The 16,394-nt window shown below is 47.3% G+C and carries 15 protein-coding genes; 4 read left to right on the top strand and 11 right to left on the bottom strand.

What is annotated here, in order from left to right:
• Nucleotides 1–419: 419 nt before the first annotated feature.
• From D7D25_RS16525 to D7D25_RS16475, 11 genes are all read right to left on the bottom strand, one after another.
• The gene (locus D7D25_RS16525) at nucleotides 420–1,061 is read right to left on the bottom strand and encodes a WbqC family protein (RefSeq protein WP_122970026.1); all 642 of its coding nucleotides are present in this window, start codon (nucleotides 1,059–1,061) and stop codon (nucleotides 420–422) included.
• Nucleotides 1,058–2,581: a signal peptidase I gene (lepB, locus tag D7D25_RS16520; RefSeq protein WP_255417358.1), complete on the bottom strand. Its 1,524-nt coding sequence runs from the start codon at nucleotides 2,579–2,581 to the stop codon at nucleotides 1,058–1,060. The genes D7D25_RS16525 and lepB overlap by 4 nt, the downstream gene beginning before the upstream one ends.
• 53 nt (nucleotides 2,582–2,634) lie before the next feature.
• Nucleotides 2,635–3,360, bottom strand: coding sequence for a 4-hydroxy-tetrahydrodipicolinate reductase (gene dapB / locus D7D25_RS16515; protein WP_122970025.1), 726 nt, complete (start codon nucleotides 3,358–3,360; stop codon nucleotides 2,635–2,637).
• Between the two features lie 35 nt (nucleotides 3,361–3,395).
• Nucleotides 3,396–4,493 (bottom strand): AMP-binding protein, encoded by a 1,098-nt coding sequence (locus D7D25_RS16510; protein ID WP_185140284.1) that lies wholly within the window; start codon nucleotides 4,491–4,493, stop codon nucleotides 3,396–3,398.
• Nucleotides 4,494–4,604: 111 nt separating this feature from the next.
• The gene (locus D7D25_RS16505) at nucleotides 4,605–5,675 is read right to left on the bottom strand and encodes an o-succinylbenzoate synthase (RefSeq protein ID WP_185140286.1); all 1,071 of its coding nucleotides are present in this window, start codon (nucleotides 5,673–5,675) and stop codon (nucleotides 4,605–4,607) included.
• 50 nt (nucleotides 5,676–5,725) lie between these two features.
• Complete coding sequence (gene menB, locus D7D25_RS16500; RefSeq protein WP_122970022.1) at nucleotides 5,726–6,547, bottom strand: 1,4-dihydroxy-2-naphthoyl-CoA synthase; 822 nt, start codon at nucleotides 6,545–6,547, stop codon at nucleotides 5,726–5,728.
• 51 nt (nucleotides 6,548–6,598) lie between these two features.
• Entirely contained in the window at nucleotides 6,599–8,353 is a 1,755-nt protein-coding gene (gene menD / locus D7D25_RS16495) for a 2-succinyl-5-enolpyruvyl-6-hydroxy-3-cyclohexene-1-carboxylic-acid synthase (RefSeq protein WP_122970021.1), read from the bottom strand.
• A 4-nt stretch (nucleotides 8,354–8,357) separates the two neighbouring features.
• Nucleotides 8,358–9,434: an isochorismate synthase gene (locus D7D25_RS16490; protein ID WP_122970020.1), complete on the bottom strand. Its 1,077-nt coding sequence runs from the start codon at nucleotides 9,432–9,434 to the stop codon at nucleotides 8,358–8,360.
• The gene (locus tag D7D25_RS16485) at nucleotides 9,431–10,660 is read right to left on the bottom strand and encodes a Cof-type HAD-IIB family hydrolase (protein ID WP_122970019.1); all 1,230 of its coding nucleotides are present in this window, start codon (nucleotides 10,658–10,660) and stop codon (nucleotides 9,431–9,433) included. The genes D7D25_RS16490 and D7D25_RS16485 overlap by 4 nt, the downstream gene beginning before the upstream one ends.
• 84 nt (nucleotides 10,661–10,744) lie before the next feature.
• Nucleotides 10,745–11,758: an NAD(P)-dependent oxidoreductase gene (locus D7D25_RS16480; RefSeq protein ID WP_122970018.1), complete on the bottom strand. Its 1,014-nt coding sequence runs from the start codon at nucleotides 11,756–11,758 to the stop codon at nucleotides 10,745–10,747.
• Nucleotides 11,759–11,914: 156 nt separating this feature from the next.
• The gene (locus tag D7D25_RS16475; RefSeq protein WP_122970017.1) at nucleotides 11,915–12,262 is read right to left on the bottom strand and encodes a helix-turn-helix domain-containing protein; all 348 of its coding nucleotides are present in this window, start codon (nucleotides 12,260–12,262) and stop codon (nucleotides 11,915–11,917) included.
• A 212-nt stretch (nucleotides 12,263–12,474) separates the two neighbouring features.
• Here D7D25_RS16475 and D7D25_RS18085 point away from each other — a divergent pair, with 212 nt between their 5' ends.
• From D7D25_RS18085 to queG, 4 genes are all read left to right on the top strand, one after another.
• Nucleotides 12,475–12,651: a hypothetical protein gene (locus D7D25_RS18085; RefSeq protein WP_158602656.1), complete on the top strand. Its 177-nt coding sequence runs from the start codon at nucleotides 12,475–12,477 to the stop codon at nucleotides 12,649–12,651.
• A gap of 290 nt (nucleotides 12,652–12,941) precedes the next feature.
• On the top strand, nucleotides 12,942–13,166 hold the full coding sequence (locus D7D25_RS16470; protein ID WP_122970016.1) for a hypothetical protein: 225 nt from the start codon (nucleotides 12,942–12,944) through the stop codon (nucleotides 13,164–13,166).
• Nucleotides 13,167–13,302: 136 nt separating this feature from the next.
• Nucleotides 13,303–15,447, top strand: coding sequence for a ribonuclease R (gene rnr / locus D7D25_RS16465; protein WP_122970015.1), 2,145 nt, complete (start codon nucleotides 13,303–13,305; stop codon nucleotides 15,445–15,447).
• 13 nt (nucleotides 15,448–15,460) lie between these two features.
• On the top strand, nucleotides 15,461–16,381 hold the full coding sequence (gene queG / locus D7D25_RS16460) for a tRNA epoxyqueuosine(34) reductase QueG (protein ID WP_122970014.1): 921 nt from the start codon (nucleotides 15,461–15,463) through the stop codon (nucleotides 16,379–16,381).
• Nucleotides 16,382–16,394: the final 13 nt, after the last annotated feature.

The following is a 16,394-nucleotide window of genomic DNA, read 5'->3' as shown; positions in this document are numbered from 1 at the left end:
CCCCCCCCCCCCCCCCCCCCCCCCCCCCCCCCCCCCCCCCCCCCCCCCCCCCCCCCCCCCCCCCCCCCCCCCCCCCCCCCCCCCCCCCCCAAATAGGTATACACTTTAGCGCACAACAAATGTGTTGCTAAATGTAAATTTAATCCGGATCTATTTTTAATGTATGCGCACATTAAATCGATTTTTTAGGTGTTTTCTCGTTGATTTAAATAATTGTTCAATTACATTAGACATTTTCTGTGCTCGGCAAAACAAATAAATTTGTTCTGCTCTTGCTTAACGAAAATGTGGATTTATAATTGACATTTCTTACCCCATTCAACGCTGTAAAGATAGTAAAAAAATATTATGTACAAATTATTAATGTTAATTTTAAGGCTGTAATTTATTGATTTCTTTTTCAATGGGTAGGAGTGGTGTTAAATATTGTGTTCCCGGACTTTGGGATGTGGATATTTGATCAGGTAAAGTCTTGCTTCGTTGCCCAGGTTGAAAAGCAGATCGATAATACTCAAATTGGGAGTAAATCCCTGTCTTTGGGCAAAAACCTGGTGATATTGAGGCCTTTCAGAAGAGGAGCCCTTTTTGGGATCTATGGTTTCGCGCAGATCCAACATATCTGGAGGAGGTTCTTTCACATATTCCAAAGTGTAGCTATACGGTGTTTCAATGCCGATGAAACCACCGATAAGCCGGCGTAATTCTTCGTTGAAATCGTGCAGGAACCGGAATTTATTCTCATAGAAAGGCCTGAAATCCTCTTCGAAATATTGAAAAAAAGGGGTGGAGTTGTATGCCGAAACAATGGCGTTCCAATGCAGATGCCGCCACTGGCCGTGTTCAGCGATACGTATATCCTTCATCCGGTTTTTTCCCTTTTCAAGCTTCTCCACCGGTATACTCAGGGAGAGGGGGCCGTTTGCCCCGCCAATGATGCAACGGTTGCGATACGACTGCTTCCGGTAGTTGTCCTGAATCTCAATAATCACATTTTCGGCATGAAAAAGTGCCGCGTAATACTCCACCGGCGCCAGGTAAAAAGATGACAGGAGTACTTTCATGCCGGTACCTTGGCACTGCGGAACAACCTTTTCCATCTTATCTTACCGCTGAACCAGTTGTTGTCTTTTTCCAGTGACAGCCAGATAAGGATGGGTTGACCTACGATATGGTCTTCAGGCACGAATCCCCATACGCGGGAATCGGCGGAGTTATGGCGGTTGTCTCCCATCATAAAATAATAATCGAACTTGAAAGTATAGGAGTCGACGGCCTGCCCGTTGATATATACTTTGCCGTCGCGATAGGCAAAGTCGTTCCCCTCATAATTCTTGATGCACCGCTCGTATGCGGCTACCTTGAAATCAGTGTCGGTATCGAAATGGATGGTCGCACCTTTCTTGGGAATCCACAACGGGCCGAAAGTGTCACGGGTCCATCCTGTCTCATAGTTGAGTGGATAATAGTAAGCCTGTCCCGGTCGTTCCTTCTCTTTGATTATATCCCAAACAAAAGGTTTGGATTTCAACTGCTCTATCATCGCGGAGGTGAGAGGAATGCTGGAATAGACTCTTCCGTTATTGCCATTGCGCGGATGCAGGCCAAATAGAGATAGACGAAGACTATCGACCCCGGCGAGGTCTTCCGACCGGGGACCCATCTGTCCATAGTTGTTCAGTCCGAGGTAATCTGCTTGGTTAATGCCTAAATCCTTGAACAGGTCGGCCGCAATGATGGTCCCGTCAGTATGTATCATATAATTGTGTTGGGCCAGGCGAGGGTTAGGCGAAAGAATACCGTCGATGAAAACAGAATCGTTTTTCATCTCGATGGTTTCCCCGGGAAGTCCTATACACCGTTTTACGTAGTTTTCGCGCCGGTCGACCGGTCGATAGACAATCTCCCCGTAAGTACGCTTGTCCGACCGTATGCCGGCACTACCGTTGGGATTGTATCTGGAAAGGAGGTAAAAATCGGTAGCCTGTTGATGAAGGGCGACAGTATCGCCGGTAGGGAAGTTAAATACTACGATATCGTTCCTTTTCACTTCACCGAACCCTTTTAAACGCCTGTATTTCCACTGCGGTTTCTCGATATATGATTTTCCGCCGACTACCGGCATGGTGTGCTGGGCCAGTGGGAACGACAATGGTGTGATCGGGGCGCGGGGACCATAGCTCAGTTTGCTCACGGCCAGAAAATCACCTACCAGCAATGATTTCTCAAGTGATGAGGTGGGTATCTGGTAATTCTGAAAGAAGAAGGTATTGATGAAATAGACGGCTATCAACGCAAACACAATGGCATCCACCCATTCCATGGTTTTTCTGAAGGTGCTGTTCTTTGACTTTTTCCAGAAAGACCATGGAACGAATTTAGTGACATAAATATCAAAGAAGAGCAGGATAAAAAGCAATATCCATAGGGAACCGGCCCACACAGAGAAGAGTATTGTGGCCACTAGCCATACGGCAAACCACACCCATTGCCGGCGTGAGGCGTTTGAAAGTCTCGCGCCCAAACTGGAATGAGACGTTACGGCATTTTTAGTCTGTTGATTTTGAGATGGTTTGTTGCTCATTTTGTTTTTTTAATTACTTTCGAATACATTCCCGCTTGGTTACGACTGATGTTTCAACGGGTGAAATCCAACAGGTCTTCCATTGTAAGGAACCCTTTCTTCCCTTTGGTGAATTCCGCTGAGAGTACGGCACCGAGAGCGAACCCTTTCCGGTTTTTCGCATCGTGTGTGATACGGAGGGAGTCGGCATCCGATTCATAAATCACGGAGTGGATGCCGGGCACTTCTCCTTCCCTAAAAGCATCGACACGGAGTGTGTCTTCATCGGTGGCATCGTTGCCCAAAGCCCATCGCTCTTTTCTGTCGATATGCGCGAGGATACCTTCCGCCAAGGTTATAGCTGTGCCGCTTGGCGCGTCCAGCTTATGGATATGGTGAGTTTCCTCCATACGTACCTCATAGTCGGGGTAGTTGTTCATCAGTGCCGCCAGATAATTGTTCAACGCGAAGAAGATATTGACTCCCAAGCTGAAGTTAGAGGCATAGAAAAATGTTTTTCCGTTTTTCTCACAGGCCTCCTTGATTTCATCCAGGTGGGCAAGCCATCCGGTTGTTCCCGATACCACCGGCACCCCGGCGGTAAATGCCCGTCTATAGTTTTGTAAGGCGCTTTCGGGAGAAGTGAATTCAATCGCTACATCAGCACTTTTGAATTCGGGAGAACCGAACTTTTCCTCCTGGTTGATGTCAATAATGCAAACTATCTCGTGACCTCTTTCACGGGCGATTTTTTCAATCTCATGCCCCATCTTTCCGTAACCGATAAGCGCTATCTTCATTTTGTCCTTTTATTATGATAGGCAAAAATACAAAATTAATGGATATATCTTGTTGTCGGTGATGATAGATTAATCTTTTTTGCGAGTTGCCTCATAGCCAAACGGTCGATTTTACCGTTCCCTGTTTGAGGAATGACCTCGGTAATATGGATAAGTATGGGTTGCTGATGACGGGGAAGGAGCCGTCTGATGGTTTTTTCCACGTAAACCGGATCATCCGATTGTTCCATCACGAGAATGATCGCTTCGCCTAATTTGGGGTGGGGGATGGAACCAATCGCAAAATTCCCGGTGATATGAGGTTGTAAAACCTGTTCAACCGCCTCTATCTGTATTTTGATACCTCCGGAATTGATCACGTTATCGATCCTTCCCACAATGCGAAAACTGCTATCCGGGCGAAGTTCGGCAATGTCATTGGTGATGAATGGTTCATTTGTCACCCAAGGAGCATCCACTACTAATCGGTTGTCTTCGGATAATGCCAGCCCGACCGTTGGAAGAGGAGTATAATAGCTGGTGGCTTGGGCTCCGCTGATCCTGCGCAGGGCGATATGTGAAAGGGTTTCGGTCATGCCGTAGGTAGAGTAGATCGCGTTGGGAAACATTTTCAGTTCTCGTTCGAGAATTCTATCTATTGCCCCTCCACCAATGATCAGACGTTTGATCCGGGATAAACGTCGCTTCTCTTCTTCGGTTTGAAGGGAGTTGAACACCTGCAGCGGTACCATGGCCGCAAAATCAAACGGAATGTCTGTACGGGCAAGAGGATGCCCGCCAGGCTCTACCGGATAGATATCCAACCCGGCATATAAGGCGCGGACAACCATCATCTTGCCTGCGATATAATCCAACGGCAGGCAGAGCAATGTCTTGTCCTGTTGTTTCAGAGTGAAGAAATCGCATGTGTTCTTCGCGCTTTGCAACATCTGTGCTTTACGCACAATAATTTCCTTTGGTATTCCGGTAGACCCTGAAGTGTGCAGACGGAGTGTGGGGCAATCGGAGAACCACTCTCTCAGGAACAGGTATAACTGGTGATGGAAAGAGGATAGGCCTGCAAAATCACTTTCCCGGTCTCCCGTGAAGTCGGCCGGGGTGTATAGGATGCCTTCTATGATTATGTGGGACATTTTTTTGGAATTTAGAATTTAGAACTTAGAACTTAGAACTTAGAACTTGGAACTTGGAACTTGGAACTTAGAACTGAGAATTTAGAACTTGGAACTTGGAACTTAGAACTTTTAGAATTCATTGGTGATGAGTAATTCCCCAAATCCCTCACTCTCCCCGGTCGCCTTCCCGAACCATAACTGATCTTGCCTGATCTCCAAAGGTATTGGGATATTATTGATATAGAGGGTTCCGGTACCCAATCCCTGTGGTAACGGGTTATTGAATGTGGCACACCATTGAGCAATACTGTTGAGCCCTATATTCGATTCCAACGCCGAGGTGATCCACCATCCGATATTCATTTCTCCGGCTATTCCGATCCACTCGGCACATCCGGCGATCCCCCCGTGTAAAGAGGGTTTTAATATGATATACTGGGGATGGATGGTTTCCAGCAATTTTCTTTTTTGATCCGGATCGTTGACCCCGATCAACTCTTCATCGAGCGCGATGGGTAGGGGAGTGGAGGCGCATAACCGTGCCATTTTCCGCCATTGTCCCGCCGGAATAGGCTGTTCGATGGAATGGATATCGAGTTCGGCTAATTGATGGAGCTTGTCCAATACCCTGTTATATTCAAAATTTCCGTTGGCATCCACGCGCAAAGTCGTTTCCTTTGAGGGGTGATGACTTCGAATGAAACGCAACAGATCGAGCTCCCGCTCGAAACCGATCGCCCCGATTTTGAGTTTGATGCAACGGAACCCTCTTGACAATAACGATTCTATCTGTGCCTTCATGGAGGCCTGATCTGCCATCCAGACAAGCCCGTTGATGGTGATACCCTCTTCTCCGCGGCTGAACGGTGCATCCCATAACTGCCATGCGCGTTGTTGATAGTGCCGCATAGCCGTCTCCAACCCGAAAAGAATGGATGGGTAACCACGCAATAATTCCGTGTCGACCTGCTGTTTTTCTTCCGTTATTTTACAGAGAGCGGTCAGCGTCTCCTCGTAATGCGGAGTGTAATCACAACTGAGGTCGTGGAGCGGCGCACATTCACCTATCCCGAAATGAGATTTGTCCTCTTCGTCCTGAAAAACGACATACCATACCTTGTGTTCGGTGTAAACACCTCTCGATGTGCCTGCCGGTCGTTTGAACAGGAGGTTGTACGGTATGATCTTTATCCTGAACATCATTGCACCTTGGAACAGCTTCTTAAAAGATCATGGGTCTTGGTTCTTATTCAGGGCAATTTGGGGAATTGTTTGAAGTTTGGTTGCCGTTTTTCCAGGAACGCCTGTTTTCCTTCCTGAGCCTCGTCGGTCAGGTAGTAGAGCATGGTGGCGTCTCCGGCCAACTCCTGTATGCCCGCCTGCCCGTCGAGTTCAGCATTCAGCCCTGCTTTGATCATGCGCAGCGCTAACGGGCTATGCCGCATCATCGTTTCCGCCCATTCCACCACTTCGTTTTCCAATTGGGCGAACGGCACGACTTTGTTCACCAACCCCATTTCGAGCGCTTCCTGCGCGTTGTACTGGCGGCAAAGAAACCATATCTCTCGGGCTTTCTTTTGTCCCACGACGCGGGCGAGGTAAGAGGATCCGAAGCCGGCATCAAAACTTCCCACACGTGGGCCAGTTTGCCCGAAGATGGCATTCTCCGATGCAATGGACAGATCGCAAACTACATGGAGCACATGTCCTCCGCCGATGGCGTAACCGTTGACCATCGCGATCACCGGTTTGGGGAGTGACCGGATCTGCTTTTGCACATCCAGCACGCTTAGACGTGGTATGCCATCCTTGTCGATATATCCTCCTTTTCCCTTTACATTCTGGTCGCCTCCCGAACAAAAGGCTTTGTCACCTGCCCCGGTGATTACCACCACGCTGATATCCGATTCTTCACGGCAGATGCGCAGGGCATCGCTCATTTCACCCGTGGTGGTGGGTGTGAAAGCATTGCGGTAGCGCGGACGGTTGATGGTGATCCGCGCGATCCCGTTATAAAAATCGAAAAGAATATCTTCGTATTCCTTGATGGTTGTCCATTCTCTCTTTGTCATAGTTCCATTAAAATTAGTCGTCTTGTCGCTTTAGTATACACTGCCCGGGTTTCACTTCCGGTCATCTAACTTAAAACGCCTTTTTTGGTGATGATAATATGATCGTATTTGTTCTGCATTCTTTTCCATGGAAGTAAACACTTCCAAGAGAACCGGTTTTTCGCCGTCAGGATCTGTAAAGCGTGGCAATTGCTGTTCCAATTCCCCGGCGTTGCGGGCGGAAAGGTAGAGAAATCCCTGTTGCTCCGCCCAAGCCTTTGCTTGGGTTGTATGGGCGGCAGCAATATACTCTTGCAATACTTCCGACCGGTCCAGCCCCGGAAGCATGCCGAATATCTCCCCTCCGCCGTTATTATTCAGCAGGATGCGTAAATTGCGGGTGCTGTAATTATTCCAAAGTCCGTTCATATCGTAGAAGAAACTTAAGTCGCCAATCAGCAGAAAAGTGAGTTCACCCCACGACGAAGCATATCCGACCGCTGTGGAGAGTGAGCCTTCTATCCCGTTGGTCCCCCGGTTACAAAACACTCTTACCGACGAGGGGATATCGAATAACTGTGCCAGACGCACACTATTGCTGTTTCCCAACTGCAACGAAGAGTTTTCCGGCAACGCGTGCATCAATGCGCCGGCCGCGTAAAGATCGGAGAAGGCCGCGTCCGGTTCCGATACGGATGCGCAGGCTCTTTCCCAAAGGTTCCGGAATCCTCTTGCCTCTCTGGAATTTTTTATTTTCCCAAAATCTTTTGTCTCATCCAACTCACTTGCCCTGCTAAATCCTTTTTCCTCCGGACAGGGCGGCCTCCCTGTCAGATAGAGCAGAAATGTCTCATTATCGCTCCTTACAATATCAGTAACCCGCTGAAATGTATCTGTCACCTCGCCCGAGGGGGAAATATGCCAATGTTCGCGGATACGGGCTGAGCGGATGAACTGTTTCAGCCGCTTGGAAACGATATGTCCACCTAATGTGATGACCAGATCAGGTGTTAACGCTTCCAATTCGTTTTCCGACGCCGCGTAAAGTACCGTGTCAAAAACTAGAGTCTCTTTTATCGGGATATTGGATAACTGCTCCGCCAGCACTACCACGTCCCATTCGTTGCGGAGTTTTTCCAATATTTCGGTTAAACTGTTGCCAGGCTGCAATTGTCCGACAATGACCATCCGTTTGGAATAACTGGCGAATCGCTCTTTATATCTACCTTCCTTATGGATCATGTATCCGGGTGCAGATTGCCGGATCACACGGGCAAGAGGGAGGGTTGGGGTGTTGAAGCCAAACAGAGGTTCACCTAAAGGGATATTTATATGTGAGGGGCCTTTTACCCCGTTGTCCAGGCTGAGTATGGCCTCGTTGATCAACCGGTTGCAATACCATTCTTCCTCCTCATCTGCTATTTGGGGGAGTTGAACCGAGCGGCGGGTGAGATCCCTGAACATGCCGCTCTGCGGGATGGTTTGCCCGTCCATCTGCCCGATCCACGCGGCAGGACGGTCGGCGGTGACCACTAACAGGGGTAATTGCTGATAAAAGGCTTCCGCCACAGCCGGGCCGAGGTTCAGTGTTGCCGTTCCCGATGTGCAACAGACGGCTGCCGGTTTCCCGATAGCCTGTATGATGCCCAAGGCGAAAAAACCGGCGCTCCTTTCGTCCACAACACTGTAACAGGTGAAATCACTGTCTGTCGCAAAAGAATGGGTGAGCGGTGAATTCCGTGAACCGGGCGACAACACGATATGGGTGATATCATGCGCTTTGAGCAGCGCTACCAATTGTAAAACATTTCTTTTTTCGGAATACATGCCTTTATTGAAGTATATTCAACATCACCTCCAACTTGTGTTCGGTTTCTTCCCACTCGTCATCCAAAGATGAAGATACCAGTAAACCACTGCCGGCAAACAAAGTAAGCGAATTTTCCTCAATATGCATGCATCGGAGGTTTACATATATGTCGGTTTCTGCTTCCGTGTCGAGCATGCCGAGGAATCCGGAATAATAAAGGCGGTCTTGCTCTTCGTTATGCTGAATAAACCGGTAGGCTTCATCTTTGGGAAGTCCCGATACTGCCGGCGTGGGGTGGAGCGCTTTTAGTAATGTGCCAAGCTTCGGTGTTTCCGGCAAGTTGAAACTGAGGTCTGTCCGCAGATGTGCCAGCTTTCCGGCTTTTATTGTGTAAGGCCCGTTTATTTCCGGTGTGATATGAAAGGAGGAAAGTTGTTTTAGGAGATACGACGTGACCAGATGCTGTTCCCTTAGATTCTTGTCATCCCACGTCACAGTGCCCGAATTGGGATAGCGGGTTCCGGCAAGGGCGACGGTATGCCATTCATCTCTTGCCCCTCTCAGCAGTATCTCGGGTGTGCTTCCCAGCCATGTGCCGCTTTGAGGTGTGTGGAAAAGGTAGACATACGAATGGGGATATTTCTCCGCGGCATTGAAAAAAGAACGTCCCGCGGAAAATGTGTCTTTTCTGTCGATGATCTTGCTTCTCGACAGTACCAGTTTTTTCAATTCCCCGTTTGCCAATGGTTTGTGGAACCGGTCGAAGAGGTGGGCGTAGTCAACTTTATTCTTGCTTATATGCTTTTGGGGATATGCTTTTTCCTGCCCATCTTTGCGCATGGAGATGTTTACTTCCGGAAAAGTGGTGCGATCCGGCCGTAGCACTATCAGGGGAGATGTGGCGTTTGTCCGGAAAGGAGCGATCACAAATCCCTGTTGCCCGTTCAGTTCCTCGATATCCCTGAGGATAGAGGGGGTGCCCGACGTTTGCATCACAAACCGGGGCGCTGTTTCGTGCGGCAGCCTGAAAATCGCGAAACAGGCGTCCTGTTCGATCAGCACATCCAAAATAGGGTAACTAGGTTGTGGTGCTGTCATCTCTTTTTTAATACACTGTTGACCACCCTGATGGAAGAGATTAGTTTGTTGGTCGAAGTAAAAACATCTACATTCCACACATGAGAAGAGCGTCCTTTGTGGATAATTGTCCCCACAGCCCGCACCGTGTCGCCTTCGTGGGCCGAAGATATGTGGTTACCGCTAACCTGCATCCCGGCAATGATCTCATCCGGTTCGCAAATTAGCATCGATCCCATTCCGGCCACTGTTTCGGCCAGCGCTAATGTGGCGCCGCCATGCAGTACTCCAAAGGGTTGCCGGGTACGTTCGTCCACGGGCATTACCGCCTCAATCCGGCCTGACGAAGCATAGGTATATTGAATGCCCAGATTACCCATCAGAGTGTTACGGTTGCCAGCATTCAACTTGTCCGGCGAAATATCTGCAGGACGGACTGCGGCAATGATGAATTTCTGGACCGCAATAGCGACTCCGTCATTATCATTACTTTCGGTGATATAATCGGCACATGCCTTGATGGAGTCCTGCGCGTTTCCCATGGCAATACCTAAGCCGGCGAGTTGGAGCATCGAGAAATCCCTCCGTCCATCACCGATTGCCATCACCTCCTCCGTACCGATTCCCAGCTTTTCAATCAAGACACCCAACGTGTTTCCCTTATCGACAAACTCCGGCACCACTTCAAGGAAGAACGACTCCGACCGGTATACGTCCAGTACGCCAGCCAAACGTTTCCTCCACTGATCTTTCAAAGCGACCAGCGCCGTCTCGTTATCGCTGACCAGGACACACTTACAGGGAGAGAAGTCCACAGCTGCGGAAAGGTTCTCTACCGCCACAATTTCCATGCCGTTAAGGGCGGCTTCATCCCGGATATGTTTGTTTTCCGGATGTGTGGTGATAAGTTGATTACTGTGATAAGTGAAGATGCCGAAGCCGTTCTTCAGTGCTTTCCTTTCCAAATAGGGAAACATCACCGGGTCTATCCTCTTTTCGAATAGCACCTTGTCGTTGGCATCAATAATCTGCGCGCCATTGTATGGAAGGATATAACCACCCCATTTCTTCATTTCCAGTTTTTCAACCAGAGGGCGGAGTCCATACGGTGATCGGCCCGAAGCCAATACAATGCGTATGCCCGCGTGCTGTATCTTCAACAGCGTAGTCAGTGTCTGTGCGGATAATTCTTTTTTGCTGTTCACCAATGTGCCGTCCACATCGAGAACCAATAGTTTATATTTCATGATTGTTTTCCATTTAAAATCCAAATAAAATTGGACAATTCATTTTAATTAACCGGTGTTTCCGTGCATCAATCAAAACATCCATCAGAGCCATCCCTCTTGCCGATACCACTCGATGGTTTTCTCAACCCCCTCTTTCAGTCTGTATACCGGCTGAAAACCGATATCTTCTTTCAATGGAGCAATCTCGCAAGCCCAGTTGCGTTGTTTCATAATCCTATACTTATCGCTGTTAAAGGTAGTGGCTTTACCGAAAATAGCGGCGGTTTTTTCACTTATAAAGGCTGCGGGCTTTACCAGAAAGAGCGGGACTTTTAACCTCAATACATTCTTCTTATGCAATACATTCCGTACAATGGCGTTGAATTCACTGTCAGTATAGATGTCCCCGTCGGAGACGAGATACTCTTTTCTTCGAATCCCTTTTTCAATCAGGGAGAAAATTATATTTACCAGATCTTCGATATAGATAAACGAGAGGAGTTGTTTTTTATAACCTGCTCCCACGTCTAATCCACTTTTTACCGCTCTCATCAGGATAAGATAATCCCTGTCGCGGGGGCCGTAAACACCGGTAGGGCGGAGAATCAGGTAAGGAAATCCGTCGATACTCTTCAGCCAGTTTTCAGCTTTCAGTTTGCTCCTCCCGTAAGCTGTATTGGGGGTGGGAGTCTTATCGGCGCACATGGGAGTATACCCCACTTCATCCCCGGGACCCATGGCTCCGAGGGAGCTCATAAATACAAAAGAATCGGGAACATTGTCCGTCTCTATCAGCGCTTCTACCAAATTTTGGGTGTATTCCCAATTTACTTTATCGAAATCCGATTTGCGGCGTGCCTTTGTCAGTCCCGCGATATGTATGATATCAACGAAACGCCCATACTCATTTGTGAAATTGCGGAGTTGTGCTTTCAACTTCGTTTTATCGCCATAGTGCAGGTCGATAAAACGAATACGTTCGTCCCGCAGGTACTGCCGGCTGCTGCTTGCCCGTATTCCTGCCCAGGTTTCATATCCCAGTTCCAGCGCCTTGTCCACAACGCTGCTTCCTATAAATCCGCTGGCACCGGTGATGAGGATCTTTTTCTCGTTCATACTTTTCTCTTTCGGTTCACAAAAATAATGATAACTTTAGGATAGCCGCCATAAGATTTATTAAAAAACAACTTACCTGAAAATATGCCTGATGCCAAAAATAACGGAACGGCGTAAGGCGAAGGCGAATTGGAGTTACCTTGAAAAAGTTATCACCTATTTCTTTTCCAACAAACTTTTCAGCAAAGCAATTTCCTCATCTTTTTCTTTGAGGCGGATTTCGTATTGCTCGATCAGTTTTTCATGGAAAAACACGTTAATACAGCCATTATTTCCGCCTCTGTTTTCGTGATTGTAAAGGGTGTATTGTTCATCGGAGAGAAGATTGTGCAAAGGGATGTGGAAATATTCGGCAAACCGTTTCAGTATTTCAATGTCAGGCTTTGTCAACCCCAATTCGTAATTTGAAATGGAAGACTGGGAAATATTAAGGTCGCAAGCAAGTTCTTCTTGCGTTAATCCCTTTTGCTTTCTTAAATTTAATAGTCTTTCGGCTATTGACATAATGAAATAATTTTCAAGAAACAACAAAAAATCTATTTATAAAGGGTTTAACTCCTTTGCCAAATATTTGGTAAAAATACTAATTTTTTGGTAGGTTATATAAAAACAACTGATAATCTTACATCGTCAAAGGATTTTCACAAAAAAATGTTTTTTTGTGGATTTTTTTGCCAAAATAAAATTCATCCCTAACATTAAGGAATTTTTAAGTTATGAAAAAGTTGAATTTTGAGCAGATGGAAAATCTTCAAGGAGGGAAAATCAGGTGGTTTTCTTGCGGTTATTGTCTTGCTTCCGCTGTTGCTCTTGGAACAGGGGTGCTGGCAATAGCGGGTGCTTTAGAGTTGTATGCTTGTGTCGATTGTGCGGTAAGTGCTATGGATAGATAAACGGATATGAGAATAATTTATAGACCACCGAAGCTTACTACAAAAAAACTGTTGTTATTCAGCATTGGTTGTATAATTGTCATAGTTTTTTGTGTGTTAAAAAGCAAAAATGTATTTTGATAGATTTATCAAAATATAAATATTATCTTTTCAGCATTGTTGAATAGGTGTGTTTGCCGTTTGTGTGCGCACAATAACTAATGGAAACATTTCGACAAAGGAATTCATTGCTTAACTGAATGCTGACATAGTTTATAATAATTGTGTCAGCAATTTTTATAAAATAAACTATGAATAGACTACTTTCACTCACCATAGAAAGCGGCGAAATTTTATTTAACAGCAAACCGTTATCGGAATATCCTATTCCGCTTTGGCGTAGATATATAGGCGTAGTGAGCCAACAGACAAAGATTTTCAGCGGGACAATCGGCGAAAATATTTGTTTCGGCTCTTTCCATGAAGAGCGGATATCAGTTATGGATTTTTGGAACAGTATCAATACCTTATTTTAGTATTTTAACTAAATGAATTCGCGAACAGTATCCACTACTGGTGCACATTAGTATCTAAGTTCCATAAATATTTTATTACTTTGTATTTAACTAAAACGCGTTTGAATTGTTTAAGTAAAAACCGAAGTAATAAATTATGAGTAAAAAAACAACATCTATACCTTCCGTTATTAAACCCAAAAAAAAGGAGTTGATCCCCTTAGTGACCCATTTTCTCTCCCAGAATAATGATAAGCAGTTCAACTATAAACAAATAGCTGCCGGACTGGATATTCGCGGAGAAGAGGGGCGACGTGTGCTGATCAGTGTGCTCGACAAGCTCCGCGATGAAGATGTGCTTTTAGAGACATCCCGCGGCAGATACCGTATCAACAACCGGGGATTGATATTGGAAGGACGTTTTGAAAGGCGGAGCAACGGTAAGAATTTCTTTGTGCCGGACGATGACGGAAATATTATTTATATACCCGAACGCAACAGCAAGCACGCGATGAATGGCGACAGGGTTCGCGTGCAACTGTTGGCCAAGCGGAAACGCGCGGATACGGAAGGAACAGTCGTAGAGATACTGGAACGTGCCCAGAGCCGTTTTGTGGGAATACTGGAAGTGCAGAAGCACTTCGCTTTTTTAGTGATGGATAGTAAGTTCCTGTCGAACGATATTTTTATCCCAAAAGAGGATCTTAACGGTGCCATGAATGGCGACAAAGTGCTGGTGGAAATCACCCAATGGCCTGCAAAAGCCAATAACCCGGTGGGAAAAGTGATCGATGTCCTGGGCAAGCCGGGACATAACGATACCGAGATGCATGCCATTCTTGCACAGTATGACCTGCCCTACAGCTATCCTGAGAAGGTCGGGAAATTTGCTGATCTGATCCCCGAGGAGATAGACGGAGCAGAGATTGCCAGACGGGAAGACTTTCGGGATGTATTCACCATCACGATCGACCCGAAAGATGCCAAAGATTTCGATGATGCCCTTTCCCTTCGCAAAGTCTCGTCCAACCAGTGGGAGGTGGGAGTGCATATTGCCGATGTGACCCATTATGTGAAACCGGGTGACCTCATCGACCGCGAGGCGGAAAACCGGGCGACCTCCGTTTATCTTGTCGACAGGACGATTCCCATGCTGCCGGAGCGGTTGAGCAACGGAATATGTTCATTACGTCCTCATGAAGAAAAATTGTGCTTTTCGGTTATCTTCATCCTGAACGATAAGGCGGAGATAAAAAAATCACGGATCGTACGGACTGTCATCAAGTCGGACAGCCGGCTTACCTATGAAGACGCGCAGGCGGTGATCGAAACCGGAAAGGGTGACTTCTCGGCAGAGATACTCCAATTGCATCATCTTGCCAGGCAGTTACGTGAGAGGCGGTTTGCCAATGGTGCCATCAATTTTGAGCGATATGAGGTGAAGTTTAATCTCGATGAGAAAGGAAAACCGTTGGGAGTATATTTCAAGGAGTCGAAGGAAGCCAATCATCTCATTGAGGAGTTTATGTTGCTGGCCAACAAAAACGTGGCCGAGTTTATCGGCACGGCACCCAAAGGGAAGAGACCCAAAACATTTGTCTATCGCGTACACGATGTGCCTGATCCGGAAAAACTGGAGACATTCAATACATTTATCCTGCGCTTTGGTCATAAGATAAAACCCGACGGCTCGAAAGTGGAGGTGGCGAAAAGTATCAACTCCCTGTTGGATAAGGTACAGGGCCGCCCGGAGGAGAACCTGATCGAGACCATCGCGATCCGGACTATGTCCAAGGCAATCTATTCCACCAAGAATGTGGGACATTACGGTCTGGCGTTCGATTATTACACCCATTTTACTTCCCCTATCCGGAGATATCCCGATATGCTGGTGCACCGTCTGCTGGAACATTATCTGGGGGGAGGACAAAGTGTGGATCAGGGGCCGCTGGAAGAAGAATGCAAGCACTGCTCACAGATGGAGCAGGTGGCAGCCAACGCCGAGCGGGATTCCATCAAATACAAGCAGGTGGAATTCATGGCCGATAAGATCGGTAAAGTGTACGATGGCGTAGTCTCCGGTGTGACAGAATGGGGGATTTATGTGGAGATCAATGAGAATAAGTGTGAGGGCATGATCCCTATCCGCGAGTTGGATGATGATTTCTACGAGCTGGATGAAAAGAATTTCCGGTTAGTGGGCCGGCGTACCGGACGAGAGTATCGTCTCGGACAGCCAGTTTCCATTCAGGTGGCAAGAGCCAATCTCGACAGGAAACAACTCGATTTTACGCTCGCTTGAGTTCTTTCCTTTCATGACATTTTCCGAAGAGATCAAACAATATGCATTGTCGCTGGGCTTCGATGCCTGTGGTATCTGCCGCGCTACCCATAGCGGGGAGGAGGAGCGGTATATGCGGTGGCTGGCTGAGAACGGCAATGCGGGAATGGAGTACATGGCCCGCAACATCGACAAAAGGCTTGATCCCGGATTGTTGGTGGACGGTGCCAAATCCATTATTTCGGTAGCATTGAACTATTATCCGCGCGAGAAACTGCCCGAAGAGGTGCCGCAGTTTGCCTATTACGCTTATGGCAAGGACTATCATGATGTGGTGCGGGGGAAATTGAGCCGTTTGTTTGAATTTGTAAAATCCCGGTATCCGGAGGCCTCAGGGCGCTATTTCTCTGATTCGGCTCCGGTGCTGGAACGTTTTTGGGCGGCACGGGCAGGATTGGGTTTCATTGGAAAAAACACATTGCTGATCATTCCCCGCAAAGGGTCCTATTTTTTCCTGGGTGAACTCATCGTGGATATAGAGCTGGATTATGATTCTCCTGTCTCACAAAATTGCGGGAAGTGCCGCCGTTGCCTGGATGCCTGCCCTACCGGCGCCATAGAGAGGCCCCATTATCTCAACGCGAATAAGTGCATCTCCTATCAAACCATTGAGAATAAGGGAGAGATATCTTCCGCCATCGCTCCTTTTTTGAGCAATAATGTGTACGGTTGTGATATTTGCCAGAAAGTGTGTCCCTGGAACCGCTACTCCAGCCCACATGGTACCCCCGAATTTATGCCGTTGGATGAATTTTTATCGCTCGACCTGAAAAAACTGATCGGGATGGATGAGGAGGATTATCGGCGGATATTTCGTAAATCAGCCGTGAAAAGGGCCAAATTCTCCGGATTGAAGCGGAATGTGGCGGCAATTTCCAAAACTCCCGATAAATAGTTATTTTTGCAGT

Source organism: Proteiniphilum sp. X52 (genome assembly GCF_003712195.1).
Lineage (GTDB): Bacteria > Bacteroidota > Bacteroidia > Bacteroidales > Dysgonomonadaceae > Proteiniphilum.
Note: the sequence above shows the minus strand (reverse complement) of the source record. Positions and strands in the feature narration are given on the sequence as shown.